Genomic DNA, 15,515 nt, shown 5'->3' on the forward strand with positions numbered 1-15,515 from the left:
CGGTCATGCGCGGGAGCGCAGCTCCCGCCGGAGGATCTTCCCACTCGTCGTCTTGGGCAACTCGGGCAGGACCTCCACTTCCCGCGGGTATTTGTACGCGGCGAGCCGCTCCTTGCAGTAGGCGGCCAGCTCCTCGGGGGTGGCGGACTCCTCCGGGCGCAGGCTGACGTACGCCTTCACCGACTCGCCGCGGTACTCGTCGGGCACGCCGACGACCGCCGCCTCGCGCACCGCGGGGTGGGCGTAGAGGACGTCCTCGACCTCGCGCGGCCACACCTTGAAGCCCGAGGCGTTGATCATGTCCTTCTTGCGGTCGACGACGTAGAGCCAGCCGTTCTCGTCCATGAAGCCGATGTCACCGGTGCGCAGCTCGCCGTCCGGGAGGGCGGCCTTGCTGTCCTCGGGGCGGCGCCAGTACCCGGGCACGACCATCGGGCCGCGTACCGCGATCTCGCCGTGCTCGCCGAAGGGGACCTCCTCGCCCTTCTCGTCCAGGATCCGTACGAGCACGTCGGGGCCGGGGACGCCGACGGACAGCGTGCCCGAGACCGGGTCGACGGGGGCTTCCTTCTCGGGCGGGACGCTGGCACAGGGCGCGGTGCACTCGGTGAGCCCGTAGCCGTTGCGGATGTAGGGACCGAAGCCCGCGCGGAACTTCTCCACCAGCGCGGGCGGCAGCGGCGCTCCGCCGGAGGAGATCATCCGGAAGGAGCTGAAGTGCTCCGGTGTGCAGGTGGGCTGGGCGGCGAGAGCCATGAAGGCCGTGGAGGGGCCGACGGTGTAGGCGGGGCGGTGCTCGGTGAAGGCGTCGAGGACCACACCGGGCTCGAAGCGGTAGGCCAGCGCGAGGGTGCCCGCACCCGCGATGGAGGCCGCCAGTTCGCACACCATGCCGGTGATGTGGAAGAGGGGCGCGAGCGCGAAGGTCGTACTGCCCTCGGGCAGCTGGCAGACAATGCGCTGGCGCTCGGCGTTGTACGTGATGTTGCCCTGGGTGTTCATGGCGCCCTTGGGGGTGCCGCTGGTGCCCGAGGTGTAGCTGATCAGCGCGATGTCGGAGGAGGTGAGCTCACGGTCCCCGGGAGCGGCGGCACCGGCGCGGGCGACGGCCAGCAGGTCCTCGGCGCCCTCCGGGACGGGTATCCGCTCGCCGCGCAGCACACGCTCGTCGTTCCGGGTCTGGAGGTCGAAGTCGCTGGCGGTGAGGGTGATACGGACCGAGGATCCGGCCGCGGTGTCGCGCAGATAGCTCTCCCAGGCGCGGTCGCCGCAGACCAGGGCGGTGACCTCGGCGTCCTCGAGGACGTGGGTGACCTCCCGCTCCTTGTACATCGGGTTGACCGGCACGACCGTGCCGCCCGCCTTCCAGGCGCCGAGCAGGGCCAGGACGAACTGCGGCACGTTCTGCAGAATGACGGCGAGCCGGTCGCCGCGGGCGAAGCCACGGCCGGCGAGGTGGCCGGCGATCCCGTCGCTCAGCTCGTCGACCTCGCGGTAGCTCAGCCGCCCGTCGAAGTAGGCGAGTGCCGTGCGGTCGGGGGCGAGGCGCACGGCGTCGCGGAAGGAGTGGACCATCGTCTCCGGCGGCGTCGCCGGTGCCCGCTGGACGTCGGTGAGCTGCGCGAGCCAGGGCTTGGCCTCGTAGATGGACGCTCTCATTCGCCGTCCCCTTCCCACTTCTGCTGGAGGTGGTTCATGTTGGTGAGCCAGCGGTCCGTGTCGCCGGAGCGGGCCTTGTAGAAGCCGGCCACCTCGGCGTGGGGAAGGATCAGGAAGCGCCCTTCGGCCATTCCCTCGAAGAGGGCGTCCGCGACCTGGTCGGGTTCGATGGCGGTGGGCGCGAGCACGAGCTCGCCCGCGGTGCCCGCCTCCCGCAGCATGTCGGTACGGACGCCCTGCGGACAGACGGCGTGCACATCGATGCCACGGTGGCGGTAGGTGAGGGACAGCCACTCGGCGAAGGCGAGCGCGCCGTGCTTGGTGACGCTGTACGGGGCCGCCCCGATCATGGTGAGCAGGCCTGCCGCGGAGACGGTGGACACGAACCGCCCGCTGCCCCGCTCCAGCCATGCGGGCAGCAGCTCCTTGGCGGCACGGACATGAGCCATGACATTGACGTCCCAGGCGGCGGCCCACACCTGCTCGTCGGCGTCGGCGCCGCCGGGCGAGGAGAGCCCGGCGTTGGCGCAGTAGATGTCGACGCTGCCGCCGAGTGCCTCACGGGCGGGGGCCACCACGCCGGAGGCGTCGCCGGGAACGACGACGGCGCCGATCTCCTCGGCCACGGCCTTGGCCTTGTCCTCATTGAGGTCGTTGACGACCACCCGGGCGCCTTCGGCGGCGAACCTGCGGGCGAGAGCGGCTCCGATGCCTCCGCCCGCTCCGGTGACAACGACTCCCGCGTCCTGCAGGGTCTTCACGATCGCGGCTCCTTCGACTCGACTGGTCGCAGACTAACCAGTCGGTATGTCACCGCAAAAGGGTTCGCCACCAGGTTGTGCCCGCAGCGCCGGTCGCAATCGTTCCGCACAGCAGCTCCGAGCGCTAGCGTGCCCGGACATGCTGACACCTGAACCGACTGTTTCCAGACGCGGTCTGCTGGCCGCCACCGGAGCCGTGGGAGGGGCCGCGGCGGCTGTGTCACCTGCCCGTGCCGCGCCGGGGCAGCGCGGTGGCGCGCGGGTGCGTACGGGCTTCGACCGGCTGGCCGCAGGGGGCTACCAGCTGCTGGAGGGCCGGCGGGTCGGCGTCGTCACCAATCCGACCGGGGTGACGGCCGACGTCCGGCACATCGTGGATGTGATGCACGCCGACGACCGGGTGAACCTGACCGCGGTCTTCGGCCCTGAGCACGGCTTCCGGGGCACGGCCCAGGCAGGCGGCTCCGAGGGCCGCTCGGAGGACCCGGCGACCGGGCTGCCGGTCTTCGACACCTATCTCAAGAGCGGTCGGGCGCTCGCCGACATCTTCACCGAGTCCGGCGTGGACACGGTCGCCTTCGACATCCAGGACGTGGGCGCGCGCTTCTACACCTACATCTGGACGCTCTACGACTGCATGGTCGCGGCGGTGCTCGCGGACAAGCGGTTCGTGGTGCTGGACCGGCCGAATCCGGTGACCGGACGCGGCGCCTCCGGGCCGGTGCTCGACAGGGCGTATGCCACGTTCGTCGGCCGCGAGCCGATCGCTCAGGCGCATGGCATGACGGCTGCCGAGCTGGCGCTGCTGTTCAACGCCGAGTTCGTGCCCGCTGCCGCCGGGCGGGCCGTCGAGCTGGAGACGGTGGGCATGTCCGGCTGGCGGCGGGGAGACTTCTTCGACGGGACCGGGCTGCCGTGGGTGCCGCCGAGCCCCAACATGCCCACGCCCGAGACCGCGCTGGTCTACTCGGGGACCTGTCTCTTCGAGGGCACGAACCTGTCCGAGGGGCGCGGCACGACCCGGCCGTTCGAGCTGCTCGGCGCGGACGGTATCGACCGGCGGTGGGCGGAGGCGGCCAACGCTCTCGATCTGCCCGGTGTCCATTTCCGGGAGGCGTACTTCGCACCCACCTTCTCCAAGTTCCAGGGCAGGACGATCGGCGGGGTCCAGCTGCACGTCCACGACCGTGAGGCGTACGACCCCGTGCGCACCGGCATCGGTCTGCTGGTGACCGCGAAGAAGGTGTGGAGCGGTTTCGCGTGGCGGCCGGACCACTGGATCGACAAGCTGACGGGTTCCCCGGCCGTCCGCACCATGATCGACGCGGGGGCGGGGACGGACGAGGTGGTCGGTGCCTGGGCGGACCGGCTGGCGGACTTCCGCGCCATGCGCAGGCGCTATCTCCGCTACCGGTGAGCGGGGGCGGATTCCTCTCCGCCGGTCGGTGCGGGGACGGATGCTCCGCGGCCGGTGAGAGCCGGGGGGCTCCTCCGCCGTCTCCCCGCCGGGGTGGGCGCGGGACTCCCCCGCCGAGGTGGGCGCGGGTCTCCCCCGCCGAGGTGAGCGGGGCCCTCCCCCGCCGGGGTGAGCGGGAGTCTCCCCGCCGGGGTGGGCGCGGGACTCCCCCGCCGAGGTGGGCGCGGGTCTCCCCCGCCGAGGTGGGCGCGGGTCTTCCCCACCCGGCGGGGGTCTCCTCCGCCGGGGTCAGCGGGGGCGGCCCGTCGGCCGCCGCGGACGGGTCAGCGCCCGCGGCGGCCGGCGAACCGCTCCCCTGCTGCGTCGCCCGGCCCGCTCCCCTCCGGGCGGGGTGCGGCCGCCCGGCGATCTCCGCTGGGACGGATCAGGGCTTCCTCGCCCCGAGGTACTGCGCCCACCACGGTCCGTCCGGGCCGTAGTGGATGCCGATGCCGATGTCCCGGAACCGGCAGTCCAGAATGTTCGCCCGGTGCTCGGGGCTGCTCATCCAGGCCTGCATCACGGCCGAGGGGCTCCGGTAGCCACGGGCGATGTTCTCGCCGAGGTCCGTCCACTGCTGGTAGCCCATACGTGCGGCCCGGGTGCTGGGCCGTGAACCGTCCGGGCCGGTGTGGGACAGTCCGCCGCCCTGCGCCATGACGTCGGCGTACCGCTGGGCGGCCTGGGTGAGGGGGGAGCTCAAGGTGAGCGGCTGACAACCGACCGCCGCCCGCACCTGGTTGACCAGCGTGACGATCTCCGTGGCGTCGGACGAACCCGGGCCGGCCGGCTTGGCCGGTGAGGTGTCCGACGGGCGGGGGGACGGCTTGGCGGCAGGCTTCGCTTCCGCGGACGGCTCGGGGGCAGGCTTCGCTTCCGCCGACGGCTTGGCGGCAGGCTTTGCTTCCGCCGACGGCTTGGCGGACGGCTTCGCCTCCCCGGACGGCTTGGCGGCAGGCTTCGCCTCCCCGGACGGCTCAGGGGCCGGCTTCGCTTCCGCGGACGGCTTGGCGGCAGGCTTCGCCTCCCCGGACGGCTTGGCGGACGGCTCCGCCTCCCCGGACGGCTCAGGGGCCGGCTTCGCCTCCCCGGACGGCTCCGCGGACGGCTTCGCCTCCCCGGACGGCTCAGGGGCAGGCGCCGGGGGCGGTTCCGACTGCCCGGGCTTCTCCGGCTGCGCCGACGGCTCCCCGGAGGGTGCGGGGCCTTCGGCGGAGGGCTCCTGGGACGGCCCGGGGGCGGGGGCGCCGGAGTGCGGCTCGGCGGACGGCTCATAGGCCGGAAGCGTGGACGCGTTCGCCGTCGGCTCGGAGGGCGGCTGGGCGTCCGACGGCGGAGCCGTGGGGCCGGTGGAGGGCGCGGCGGACTCGGCAGGCGGAGCCGTGGACGGCGCGGCAGCGGGACCGGCTGACGGCCCCTCCCCCGCAGCGTCCGGGGACCCGGCAGACGGTTCGCCGTGCTGGTCGGCGGGCTGATCGACAGGCGGACCGGCAGGCTGTTCAGCGGGCTGGTCGGTGGACTGGTCGGCGGGCGGCTCGACGGGCGGCTCGGCGGGCTGGTGGGCCGACTGATCGGCGGGCGGACCGGCAGGCTGTTCAGCGGGCTGGTCGGCCGACTGATCGGCAGGCGACTCGGCAGCCTGGTGGGCCGACTGATCGGCAGACGGGCCGCCAGACGACTCGACAGGCTGATCAGCCGACTGATCGGCAGACGGACCGGCAGGCTGGTGGGCCGACTGATCGGCAGGCGGACCGCCAGACGACTCGACAGGCTGATCAGCAGACGGCTCCCCGTGCTGGTCGGCGGACTGATCGGCAGGCGACTCGGCAGCCTGGTGGGCCGACTGATCGGCAGACGGGCCGCCAGACGACTCGACAGGCTGATCAACCGACTGATCAGCAGACGGCTCCCCGTGCTGATCAGCCGACTGATCGGCGGACTGATCGGCAGGCGGCTCGACAGGCTGATCGGCTGACTGGTCGGCGGGCGGCTCCCCGTGCTGGTCGGCGGACTGATCGGCAGACGGACCGGCAGCCTGGTGGGCCGACTGATCGGCGGGCGGACCGGCAGGCTGTTCAGCGGGCTGGTCGGCCGACTGATCAGCAGACGGACCGGCAGGCTGGTGGGCCGACTGATCGGCGGACTGATCGGCAGGCGGCTCGACAGGCTGATCGACCGAGTGGTCGGCGGGCGGCTCCTCCGATGCGTCGGCGGACGCATCGGCAGGCGGCTCGGCGGCCACCGGGTCCGTACCGGTGTGGTCCTCCGGAGCCCCGGCCCCGCCGGCCCCCCGGGGTGGGTCCGCGGACTCCTCTGGCCTCTGTTCCTGCTGGGCCAGGTCGTCCTGTTGCTGCTGGTCAGGGTCGACGCCTCTGCCGACGGCGGAGCTCGGGGGTACGGGGCGGACCCACGCTTCCGCGGGGACCCCCCAGGTGGCCGCCAGGACGATGGCGGTGGGGACGACGAGCCGCAGGTGCGCTCTGCCGCTCCGGTTCGGGTGGCGTCGGGGGACGGGACGCGTCCGGCGACGGGTGCTGTGGATGGGCATGATCAATCCATACCTGAGGGTGGTACCACCTGCATCTGAACGCGAGCAGATGGGTCATCAGATCGGATGGTCAACACTCCGTCAGTTCGCCCACAGAGACGGCCCGCACAACCCGTGTCCGGCCGGGAGCTGCTCCGAGCACCCGCTGAGCCGGAGCAGTCGTGCGCCTCCGGGCCGGGCACCTCGTCCCGCGTCCGGGCCGGGCACTCGTAAACGCCTCCGATTCGGGCACCTCGTCGCGCCTCCGGGCCGGGCACCTCGTACGCCCCTCAGAAGCCCGGGGCCCGCGCCCATGGCCCGCCGCCCCGGCCATATCCGGTGACGCCGGGCCGGGGCGTCAGCCGCGCCGGGGGAACTCGACCACCTGCTGGTAGGTCGGCCGGTTCTGCCAGTGGACCGTGTCGTGGGTCAGACCGCCGACCGGGCGGTGGATGATCGCGTCGGCGCACCACTGGTCGCCGGCCGCACAGTCGGCGTCACCCGGATAGACCTCGGCGGGAGCCTTCCCCGCCGCCTGCTTCAGCGTGGCGAGCAGGGTGTCACGGCACGCCGCGAGGCCGCCTCCGCCGCAGTAGGCCCTCGTCGGCTTCCCTTTGACGGGCTGTCCGAGGATCTGGCGCAGATCTTTGTCGACATAGCTCCACCATCCGTACTGGAATGCGGAGCCCGCGTGCGAGCCGGTGGGTCCGTGGCCGACGGAGGGGGATTCGTCGGTCCCGAGACTGGCGCGCAGGGCGTCATAGAGGTCGTCGCCGAGGGCGGGTCGGAACTGGGCCTCGACCAGAAGGGGCCACCAGGCGTCCATGAGGCGTACGGCGTCGGAGTGGCCGTAGGTGTGTGAGCCGGGAGCGGTTTCACGGCGCTGTGCTCCCGCCGCGAGCCAGGACTCCAACGGCTTTACTGCTGAGGCGAGTTGCGGGTCGGACACGGGCTTGCTCCGCACCACCTTCAGCAGCTCCGGGAGGACGTCCTCGCCGCGCAGATCGGTGACGGCGGCCTCGGCCATGGCCCGGGTGAGCGCGGCCCGGGTCACCCCGCCCCTCTCGACGAGTTCGCCGACACGGTCGTCCAGCAGATCGCCGCGGTGCACCGAGCCCATGCCGAAGCCCGCCGCGCTGTATTCCTTGGCCTGCTTGTTGTTCCAGGAGATGTAGTAGTCCTGGTCGGTGGAGTGAGGGTGCTCGGAGGGCGGGGTGTAGGCGGCGGTGTTGGCGGCAGGGTCGAAGTCCCGCCACTCATAGGCCTGCTCCGCCTTCACGGGCAGGGACGCGTCGACATCCGTCGCGCGTACCGGGTTCAGCCCGCTGTTGTAGTACGCGGTCCGCCGGGAGTCCGCGTAGAACCAGTTGAAGGTGTAGCCGATGTGCTGGGCCGCGCGCTGGAAGGACCCCGCGTCCCGCAGGTAGCCGGGGTCGTTGAACATCTGGAAGCCGATGATCGAGTCCGCCTCGTGGCGGTAGGTGGAGCGCAGCGAGGTGTAGGCGACGGGCTTGCCACCGACCGTCGCCCGGTGGGTCACCGTGCCGTACGCGGTGCGGTACAGCTGCAGGCGGTACGAGCCCGCGGCCGTGGAGTCGGCGAGCGAGGGTTTCCAGGCGTTGCGGCGCTCGAGCCTCTCCATCGGTTCGCAGCGGCCGTGACGGAGGTAGTGGGTGGCGTCCTGCTTGGACGGTGTGGAGCCGGCCGGGGAGCAGAGCTCGACCGCGTAGGTGTCGGTGATGTCCTGGCCCGCGGAGGTCGCACTCCAGGCGTAGTCCTGGCCCCGGCCCAGCTGGACGTACATCCCGATGCCCGCGAAGGACGCGCCGCGGGCGCTGATCCCCGGTCCCTGGAGCTCCTGGAGCATGAGCAGTTGCGGGGCGAAGTAGCCGGTCTGCGGGCCGAAGACGGCGACCGGGTCGCCACTGGCCGTGTGCCGGCCCGAGACGAGCAGGGCGTTGGACATGCCTCGTCCCTGGCCGGCGTTCCCTCCGCCGGTGCCACCGGGCTTCAGGGAAGCGCCGGGCAGCACCCCGTCGTCGAACACGCCCTGGAGCGGCTTGAGTTTCCTCGGTGCCTCGACCGGGGTCCTCTTCGGTTCGACGGCCGCGCCCTCACGGTCGTACACCAGCGGCTCGGGGGTGACGGAGCCCGGGTCCGGCAGGGCCCGGCCGCGGGCCTTCGCGGGTTGGCCCGCATAAGGGAAGCTGCGGCCGTCATGCAGGGTCAGTACGGCCTCGGGGTCGTTGCGCATACGGAAGGACTCCCAGACCTCGGTACCCTCGGCGGCCCCGTACTTCTGCTGTGCGGCGAGCAGGGAGAGGGCGGACTGCACCTCGCCACCGCCGCCGCTGCCGAAGAGTGCGCCGACGACCGAGGCGAGGGCGATGAGGTCGGTCAGCTTGAACGGCTGGATGTCGCCGCTGTTGGTGACCGCGTCGATATGGCCGGTGAGGACGTACTCGCCGGGGAAGTAACGGCCGTCCTTGGCCTTCTCCCGGTAGGCGTTGATGCCGTCGACGTACGCCTGGCTGTCGGCCATGGCCTGCCTGCCGCGCTCGCCCCCGGTCGCGATGATCCGGTCGATCTGGGCTTCGAGGTCCTTCTCGGTGTACGGCGCCTGCTGCCAGAACTGCTGCTCGAGCCCCTGGTTGGCCGCAGCGCCGCCCGCGAAGGGGGTCAACTGCCCCCGGCCGATGTGCCGGAAGAGGTCCATCAGCCAGAGCCGGTCCTGGGCGGCGGCGTATCCGGCGCCGAACTCGGTGCCCTCGCGGGTGGTGCCCTGGATGTGCGGCACCCCGGTCTTCCTGTCACGGGTGATCGTGACATCCGCTCGTGGCCGGGTGACGGATGCGACCTGGTCCTTCGGAACCCCGAAGGAGGAGTCGTTGAAGAAGTCGGTCAACCTGGCGTCGGTGAGGGTGGATTGCCCCTGGACCAGGTCGCTGTAGCGGCCGAGCTGGTCGGAACTGTGTGCGGGCCGGGTGCCGAGGACGCGGTGGGCGAGGATCTCGGCGAGGGTGGCGTTGCCGTTCTGACCGGGCGGCAGGATGTCGGCGCACTGCCCCTCGCACCGGTCCCCGGCGACGGCGGTCGCGCTCCGTTCGGCCGTCCGCGCCTGCCCGGTGGCCTCTCCGGCGGCGGCCCGCGGCAGCGGCGCGATCAGCCCGGCTCCCAGCGCGAGTGCGGCAAGTGAAACGAGGGGACGCCGTGAGCGTATGCATCCATGGTCGGTGGGGCGTGGGGTGCGGCGTCGCATTCCTGCTCCTCCCGGTGGACGGTGAGGCGGAGGTTACCGCCGGTACGGCAAGGCTGGAAGATGAATGGACGTCACCTTTGCTCTTCACCACGCTTGAGGGAGCGCCTGTTCGATGGATCCGGATCCTTACGCCGTACGTCCAAGCCTCATCGCCGAAGTACACGCGACGGAGGTGGCAAGGGATGGCCGGATTCAGAAGTCTTGCGGAGCATGTGCGCGACCCCCGGATCGAGACCCGGCAGCGGCGCACCGCTCTGCGCAAGTGCCTGGAGAAGTTCGCCCCCTACGGACACCGGGCGACCTGGCACCATCTGTGCGCCCGGGTCGGAGTCGGCACCGAGGACCGGCACCCCGATCCGGGCCGGCTGGTGGCCGCGCTCGGGGAGTTGGAGGAGGCGCGGGCCGTATGGCTGGCCTACGACGGTGAGTTCGCGGCCCGTCGCAGGCGCGAGAAGTCCAAAGGCATCCGTCAGCCCACCGCCCTCGACGACTGGCACCGGTGCACCTGGGGCGGCTGCGGCGTCGCCTGGTGCGACGACCCGCTGGTGCACCCGTCCGCCCCCCTGCCGGAGGTGCTCCGCCGCCTCATCTCCGCACTGAAGTCGGAGGCCGGCACCGTCTGCCCGGTGTGCGAGGAGCAACGGATCGTCTGGCGCGGGGGCCTGGATCACCATCCGAGCGCCGGACCGGTGTGCACGGGCTGCGGCATCGTCGTCCCCGAACCCGTACTGACCGCCGAAGCGCTGGCGGAGAGCAAGAGATGCAGATACGGGACTCTCGTCATCGCGTCCTGACCGCGATGACGGGCCGGTGAGCAGCGCAGGCAGCACCGGCAGGGGGGCACCGTGCCCGTCGGGCGGCAGGGGGCGGTGAGTCTGGTCGTTACCGAGCAGTAGTGCGAGGATTCCCACCAGTCGCCGAGAGGACGGACGGGCATGGCCGAGCTGCACGATCTGACAGCGCTGGAGCAGGCGGACGCGATCCGGCAGGGGACGCTCTCGCCGGTGGAGCTCACCGAGCACTATCTGCAACGTATCGACCGGCTGGACGAGACCCTGGGCGCGTTCATCACGCTGACCCCCGAGCTGGCCCGCAAGCAGGCCGGGGAGGCCGAGAGCGTGGCCTCAGCGGCGCGCCGGGACGGCCGGGATCTGTCGCCGCTGCACGGGGTGCCGGTGCCGGTGAAGGACCTCAACCTCGTGGCGGGCGTGCGCTGCACCTTCGGCTCCGAGGTCTTCACGGACCACATCCCGGAGGTCGACGACCATGTGGTCACCAAACTGCGTGCGGCCGGGACGGTGATGCTGGGCAAGACCAACACCCCCGAGTTCGGGCTGCCCTGCTACACCGAGGGCAGGCTCGCTCCCCCGGCGCGCACGCCCTGGGACCTCGACCGGTCGGCGGGCGGTTCGAGCGGCGGGGCGGCCGCCGCGGTGTCCGGCGGGCTCGCGCCCCTGGCCCACGGCAGCGACGGCGGTGGGTCGATTCGTATCCCGTCCTCGGTGTGCGGGCTCTACGGGATCAAGCCGAGCCGGGGCCGCGTCAGCTCAGGCCCGACCCTGCACGACATCAGCGGGCTGAGCACCTCCGGCCCCATCGCCCGTACGGTCGCGGACGCGGCCGCGCTGCTCGACGTGATCTCCGGGACCATGCCCGGAGACCCGTACGGCGCCCCGGGCCTGCCCACGGGCGAGACCTTCCTCGACCACGCCCGGCGGCCCCCGGGCGCACGGCTGCGGGTGGTCTCCCTGCTCACCCCGCCGGTTCCGGACGTGGAGCTGCACCCGGACTGCCGGGCGGCAGCGGAGGGCGCCGCCGCCCTCCTGCGGGAACTCGGCCATGAGGTGGACGAGTTGGAGCTCCCGGTCGACGACACGGTGCGGCGTGCGTTCTCGGCGGTCTGGGATGTGATGGCCCTGTCCCGCCCCGTCCCCGCCGGCGCGGAGGGGCTGCTGCTGCCGCTCACCCGCCATCTGCGCCGGCGCGGCGGCCATGTCTCCGGGCAGGCCTTCGCGGACTCGATGTACGCGTTCCGGATGCTCGGCCAGATGGTCGAGGACGCGCTGCTGACTCCCGGGACGGGGTACGACGTGATCCTGACACCGACCCTGGCGCAGCCCCCGGCGCTGGTGGGCGGGCTGCGCAACGACGCCGACCCGGAGGCCGAGTTCGCGGCGCTCGCCGACTTCACCCCGTTCACGCCCCTCTACAACGCCACCGGCCAGCCCGCCGTCAGTCTGCCGCTGCACTGGACGGAGGGCGGACTGCCGATCGGCGTCATGCTCGGCGGCCGGTACGGCGCCGAGGCGACGCTGATCTCCCTCTCCGCGGAGCTGGAGGAGGCCCGGCCCTGGTCCGGGCGGCATCCCTCGGTCTGGTGACCGGCCTCGGCCCGGTGAGACGCCTCGGCCGGTGGGCGGTGGCTCGCGGTTCAGCGTTTGCGGCCGACGAGCAGCCGTGAGCCGCTGCCGTGCTCGCCGATTCTGTCGTCCGGGTTGGACAGCACGCAGGTGTCCAGCGACAGACAGCCGCAGCCGATGCAGTCGGTCAGATGGTCGCGCAGCCGGTTGAGCTGCTCGATGCGCTGGTCCAGTTCCGCACGCCACGCCTCGGAGAGCCTGGCCCAGTCCCCGCGCGTGGGGGTGCGCTCGTCGGGGAGCTCGGCGAGGGCCTCGCGGATGGTGGCGAGCGGGATACCGACGCGCTGCGCGGCCCGTACGAACGCGACCCGGCGCAGCGCGTCACGGCCGTAGCGGCGCTGATTGCCCGGGGTGCGGCGGCTGCTGATCAAGCCCTTGGACTCGTAGAAGTGCAGCGCGGACACGGCGGCGCCGCTGCGCGCCGACAACTGGCCGACGGTGAGTTCATGAACACTCGTGGGAATCTGGGGCACAGATCACAAGACTACGGGTGCATTGACAGGAGGACACCCTCACACCATGCTGAGCAACTGCTTAGTACGTACGGATGGGCAGTGGAGGTACGGAGATGGCGGAACCCCGGGTCTTCCCGTCGCTGGATGAGCTGCGGTCGGCGGTCGGCGACCAGCTGGGCACCAGTGACTGGCTCGAGATCGACCAGAAGCGGATCGATTTGTTCGCGGATGCGACCGGCGATCACCAGTGGATCCATGTGGACCCGGAGAAGGCGGCCGCGGGCCCGTTCGGCACGACGATCGCCCACGGCTATCTGACGCTGTCGCTGCTGCCGTGGTTCGTGCCGCAGCTGATGCGGGTCGAGGGCGTGAAGATGAGCATCAACTACGGGGCGAACAAGGTCCGCTTCCCCTCCCCCGTACCGGTCGGCTCACGCCTGCGGGCCACCGGCAAGGTCGCCGAGGTGACCGAGGTGCAGGGCGGAGTCCAGCTGACCACGGTGGTGACGATTGAGCGCGAGGGCAGCGAGAAGCCGGTCTGCGTCGCGGAGTCAGTGAGCCGCTTCTACGTCTGAGACGGACTCTCCCGGGCCCCGGTTGCGCCGAGCGGCGCGGCCGGGGCCGGACCATGCGGCCGGGGCCCAGACACGTATGCGCGGCCGGGGCCCAGGCCACGTATGCGCGGCCGGGGCCGAGCGCCACAGCAGTGCGGCGGCCCGCCGGCGGTGCCGGAAACGGCAGCCGCCGGCGACACGATCGGGCGTACGGGTCGGCTCGTCCGTCGCCCCCCTGGTGGCACCCGGCGGCTATCGAGCCGACGGGGACGGGGTGGATCCGGGCTGCGAGCCGTAGGCGGTCAGGAAGCGGTCACGGAAGGTGTCCATCGGCCAGACCGGCGCCTTCGGGCCGGGCTTCAGACCGTCCTCCCAGCCCCAGCCGGAGATCCGGTCCAGCACGGCCCGGTCGTGGGCGACGATGGCGATCGGTACGTCCCGGCTGGCGTGGTTGCCGACGACGGTCGGGACGGGCTGGTGGTCGCCGAGGAAGACGAGCACGGTGTCGTCGTCGCCGTACTTCTCCACGTACGAGGTGAGGCTGTTCACCGAGTACTCGATGGCGCGCCGGTACTCGGTGCGCACCTGGTCGCGGTCCTTCCACACCTCTTTGGGATTCTTCCCCGCCTTCTTGATGGCGTGGTAGACCGAGCCGTCGCCGACCTCGTCCCAGCCGATCATCCTGGGTATGGGCGCCCACGGGTTGTGACTGGAGGCGAGGACGATCATCGCCATCAGGGGGTCGCGGCCGGGCTTGCCGTTCTCCAGGCGCTGGAAGGCCGACAGGCTGTACTGGTCGGGTACGGGCGTCCAGCTGAACTTCGGGCCCCTGTATCCGAGCTCCCGGGAGTCGTAGATGTGATCGAGGCCGTAGATCCGCCCCTCCGGCCAGGCCCGGGTGGTGCCCGGCATGATGCCGGCCGTCCGCCAGGCGCCGGTGCGCTGGAAGGCGCCGGTGAGGGTCATGCGGTCGCTCGAGGTGGCGCTGCGGTAGCGCTGCTCGTTGTCGATCCACAGGCCTGACATGAAGGTGGAGTGGGCCAGCCAGCTGCCGGCGCCCGTCGTCGGCGACGTGAGCCAGGCACTCCGTGAGGAGTACCCGGCCTTGCGCAGCCGGCTCGTCCTGTCCGCGAGGACCGCGCCGACCTGCGGCGCCATATCCGGGTCCTCGACCGCGACGCGGCCGTAGCTCTCGATGAAGGCGAAGATGACGTTCTTGCCGCGCAGCCCGCTGAGCATCTGATCCGGCGGGGTGTCGCGGAAGTTGTCGACGGCGGCCTCCTCGGCGAACTCCTGCTTGTCCTTCAAGCCGGCACTCACCTGCTCCGCACGGTTGTTGAGGAGGGTGACCGTGCTCCTGGAGGCGAGCGGCACACCGGCTATCTGCGCGCTGAGTGCGGCGCAGGCGACCCAGGCGGTCCCCGCGATCAGGGTGGTACGGGTCGCCACGACGCTGTGCCGGGCCATGAGGCCGCTCAGCCGGACGACCGACAGCGCCATCAGGACGAGGAGGGCAAGGGCGAGGACCACGACCCCGACCACGGCACCGATCGCGCCGGCCTGGCCGACCGAGTCCCTGAGGAACGCCTCGGCGTCGTCGAACAGGATCCAGTCGAGCACCGGGTCGAACGGCCGGTCCAGGGTCGAGTAGAAGCCCATGTCGAGGCACTTCAGGATGGTCAGCAGCCCGAGGCCCACGCCGCCGAGCACCGCCGCCACCCGCCTCGCTTTCGATGGCAGGACGAGCAGCACGGCGGCGCCGAATATCCCCTCCACCGGGATGCGCGCGAACGCGCCGGGTGTGAGACGGGTGATCTGGTTCGGCAGGAGGAGGGCGAGGAGCACCAGCACGGCAGCCAGGGCAGTGGTCATCCACGACACGGTCCGCGCCGCGGCCGGGCGCTTGCCCTCCCGTCCGGCTGCTGCGGTGGCCTCGTCCGGCCGGTCACCGGCGGCACGACCTGCGGTCGCCTCCTCGCGGACGCCGCTGTCCTCATGCGTGGCGGCGTCCCCGCCCGCGGGGGTCTCGTCCGGGCGGGCGCCGGTCTCGTCGGCTGCGGCGTCGTCGTTCCGGGAGCTGTCGCCGTCGTCGTCGTTCCGGCCGTCGGTGCCGTCCGCAGGGCCGCCACCGGCGTCCGGGAGACCGCCCGCCTCATCACCCGCGACGTCCCCGCCCTCCGCGCTGACGGCCTCACCGGAACGACCGTCACCGACCTCACCCGCGCCGACGCCCTCACCAACGCCGCCACCCTCGTGTATGGCAGCGACCTGCCCCCCGGCCGTACCGTCCGCGACGGCAGCGACCTCATCGCCCCCGGCGCCGTCGATACGAGCACTGCCGGTGTCATCCGAAGCACCGCCACCGACGTCCGGGAGACCGCCCGCCTCATCACCCGCAACGCTCCCACCCTCCGCGCTGCCGAC

At 72.0% G+C, this 15,515-nt stretch carries 13 protein-coding genes; 7 read left to right on the top strand and 6 right to left on the bottom strand.

Going from position 1 to position 15,515, the window contains the following annotated elements; all coding sequences use genetic code 11:
- Positions 1–3 precede the first annotated feature (3 nt).
- Positions 4–1,659, bottom strand: a complete 1,656-nt coding sequence (locus tag ACTWQE_RS16080) for an AMP-binding protein (protein WP_443329612.1) — start codon at positions 1,657–1,659, stop codon at positions 4–6.
- Positions 1,656–2,420, bottom strand: a complete 765-nt coding sequence (locus ACTWQE_RS16085) for an SDR family oxidoreductase (RefSeq protein WP_443329613.1) — start codon at positions 2,418–2,420, stop codon at positions 1,656–1,658. The genes ACTWQE_RS16080 and ACTWQE_RS16085 overlap by 4 nt, the downstream gene beginning before the upstream one ends.
- 139 nt (positions 2,421–2,559) lie before the next feature.
- On the opposite strand from ACTWQE_RS16085, the gene ACTWQE_RS16090 reads away from it, so the two are divergent.
- On the top strand, positions 2,560–3,837 hold the full coding sequence (locus ACTWQE_RS16090; protein WP_443329614.1) for an exo-beta-N-acetylmuramidase NamZ family protein: 1,278 nt from the start codon (positions 2,560–2,562) through the stop codon (positions 3,835–3,837).
- A gap of 424 nt (positions 3,838–4,261) precedes the next feature.
- On the opposite strand, the gene ACTWQE_RS16095 is transcribed toward ACTWQE_RS16090, so the two are convergent.
- The gene (locus tag ACTWQE_RS16095) at positions 4,262–4,579 is read right to left on the bottom strand and encodes a CAP domain-containing protein (RefSeq protein ID WP_443329615.1); all 318 of its coding nucleotides are present in this window, start codon (positions 4,577–4,579) and stop codon (positions 4,262–4,264) included.
- A gap of 46 nt (positions 4,580–4,625) precedes the next feature.
- Here ACTWQE_RS16095 and ACTWQE_RS16100 point away from each other — a divergent pair, with 46 nt between their 5' ends.
- From ACTWQE_RS16100 to ACTWQE_RS16110, 3 genes are read left to right on the top strand one after another with little or no spacing between them, the layout of a single operon-like run.
- Positions 4,626–5,153 carry a hypothetical protein gene (locus tag ACTWQE_RS16100; RefSeq protein ID WP_443329616.1) on the top strand — a complete coding sequence of 176 codons (528 nt, stop codon included), beginning with the start codon at positions 4,626–4,628 and terminating at the stop codon, positions 5,151–5,153.
- Between the two features lie 9 nt (positions 5,154–5,162).
- Positions 5,163–5,351, top strand: coding sequence for a hypothetical protein (locus tag ACTWQE_RS16105; RefSeq protein ID WP_443329617.1), 189 nt, complete (start codon positions 5,163–5,165; stop codon positions 5,349–5,351).
- Entirely contained in the window at positions 5,333–5,851 is a 519-nt protein-coding gene (locus ACTWQE_RS16110) for a hypothetical protein (RefSeq protein WP_443329618.1), read from the top strand. Before ACTWQE_RS16105 ends, ACTWQE_RS16110 begins: the two co-directional genes overlap by 19 nt.
- Positions 5,852–6,761: 910 nt before the next feature.
- On the opposite strand, the gene ACTWQE_RS16115 is transcribed toward ACTWQE_RS16110, so the two are convergent.
- Positions 6,762–9,662, bottom strand: a complete 2,901-nt coding sequence (locus tag ACTWQE_RS16115; RefSeq protein ID WP_443329619.1) for a penicillin acylase family protein — start codon at positions 9,660–9,662, stop codon at positions 6,762–6,764.
- Between the two features lie 182 nt (positions 9,663–9,844).
- Between ACTWQE_RS16115 and ACTWQE_RS16120 the strand changes: the two genes are divergently transcribed.
- Positions 9,845–10,456 carry a hypothetical protein gene (locus ACTWQE_RS16120; protein ID WP_443329620.1) on the top strand — a complete coding sequence of 204 codons (612 nt, stop codon included), beginning with the start codon at positions 9,845–9,847 and terminating at the stop codon, positions 10,454–10,456.
- 141 nt (positions 10,457–10,597) lie between these two features.
- On the top strand, positions 10,598–12,043 hold the full coding sequence (locus ACTWQE_RS16125; RefSeq protein WP_443329621.1) for an amidase: 1,446 nt from the start codon (positions 10,598–10,600) through the stop codon (positions 12,041–12,043).
- A 50-nt stretch (positions 12,044–12,093) separates the two neighbouring features.
- Here ACTWQE_RS16125 and soxR read toward each other — a convergent pair whose 3' ends face one another.
- A complete protein-coding gene (gene soxR, locus ACTWQE_RS16130; protein WP_443329622.1) occupies positions 12,094–12,555 on the bottom strand; it encodes a redox-sensitive transcriptional activator SoxR in 462 nt (153 codons plus the stop codon).
- A 95-nt stretch (positions 12,556–12,650) separates the two neighbouring features.
- Between soxR and ACTWQE_RS16135 the strand changes: the two genes are divergently transcribed.
- Positions 12,651–13,112, top strand: a complete 462-nt coding sequence (locus tag ACTWQE_RS16135; protein ID WP_443329623.1) for a MaoC family dehydratase — start codon at positions 12,651–12,653, stop codon at positions 13,110–13,112.
- Positions 13,113–13,343: 231 nt separating this feature from the next.
- On the opposite strand, the gene ACTWQE_RS16140 is transcribed toward ACTWQE_RS16135, so the two are convergent.
- The gene (locus tag ACTWQE_RS16140) at positions 13,344–14,963 is read right to left on the bottom strand and encodes a sulfatase (RefSeq protein WP_443329640.1); all 1,620 of its coding nucleotides are present in this window, start codon (positions 14,961–14,963) and stop codon (positions 13,344–13,346) included.
- Positions 14,964–15,515: the final 552 nt, after the last annotated feature.

Origin of the sequence: Streptomyces sp. 8N706, assembly GCF_052245415.1 — a bacterium.
Lineage (GTDB): Bacteria > Actinomycetota > Actinomycetes > Streptomycetales > Streptomycetaceae > Streptomyces.

Bases quoted from the DNA above. Each gene is read 5' to 3' on its own strand.
- ACTWQE_RS16080 (WP_443329612.1), bottom strand. From the start codon at position 1,659: ATGAGAGCGTCCATCTACGAGGCCAAGCCCTGGCTCGCGCAGCTCACC.
- ACTWQE_RS16090 (WP_443329614.1), top strand. From the start codon at position 2,560: ATGCTGACACCTGAACCGACTGTTTCCAGACGCGGTCTGCTGGCCGCC.
- ACTWQE_RS16115 (WP_443329619.1), bottom strand. From the start codon at position 9,662: ATGCGACGCCGCACCCCACGCCCCACCGACCATGGATGCATACGCTCA.
- ACTWQE_RS16120 (WP_443329620.1), top strand. From the start codon at position 9,845: ATGGCCGGATTCAGAAGTCTTGCGGAGCATGTGCGCGACCCCCGGATC.
- ACTWQE_RS16125 (WP_443329621.1), top strand. From the start codon at position 10,598: ATGGCCGAGCTGCACGATCTGACAGCGCTGGAGCAGGCGGACGCGATC.
- ACTWQE_RS16135 (WP_443329623.1), top strand. From the start codon at position 12,651: ATGGCGGAACCCCGGGTCTTCCCGTCGCTGGATGAGCTGCGGTCGGCG.
- ACTWQE_RS16140 (WP_443329640.1), bottom strand. From the start codon at position 14,963: ATGACCACTGCCCTGGCTGCCGTGCTGGTGCTCCTCGCCCTCCTCCTG.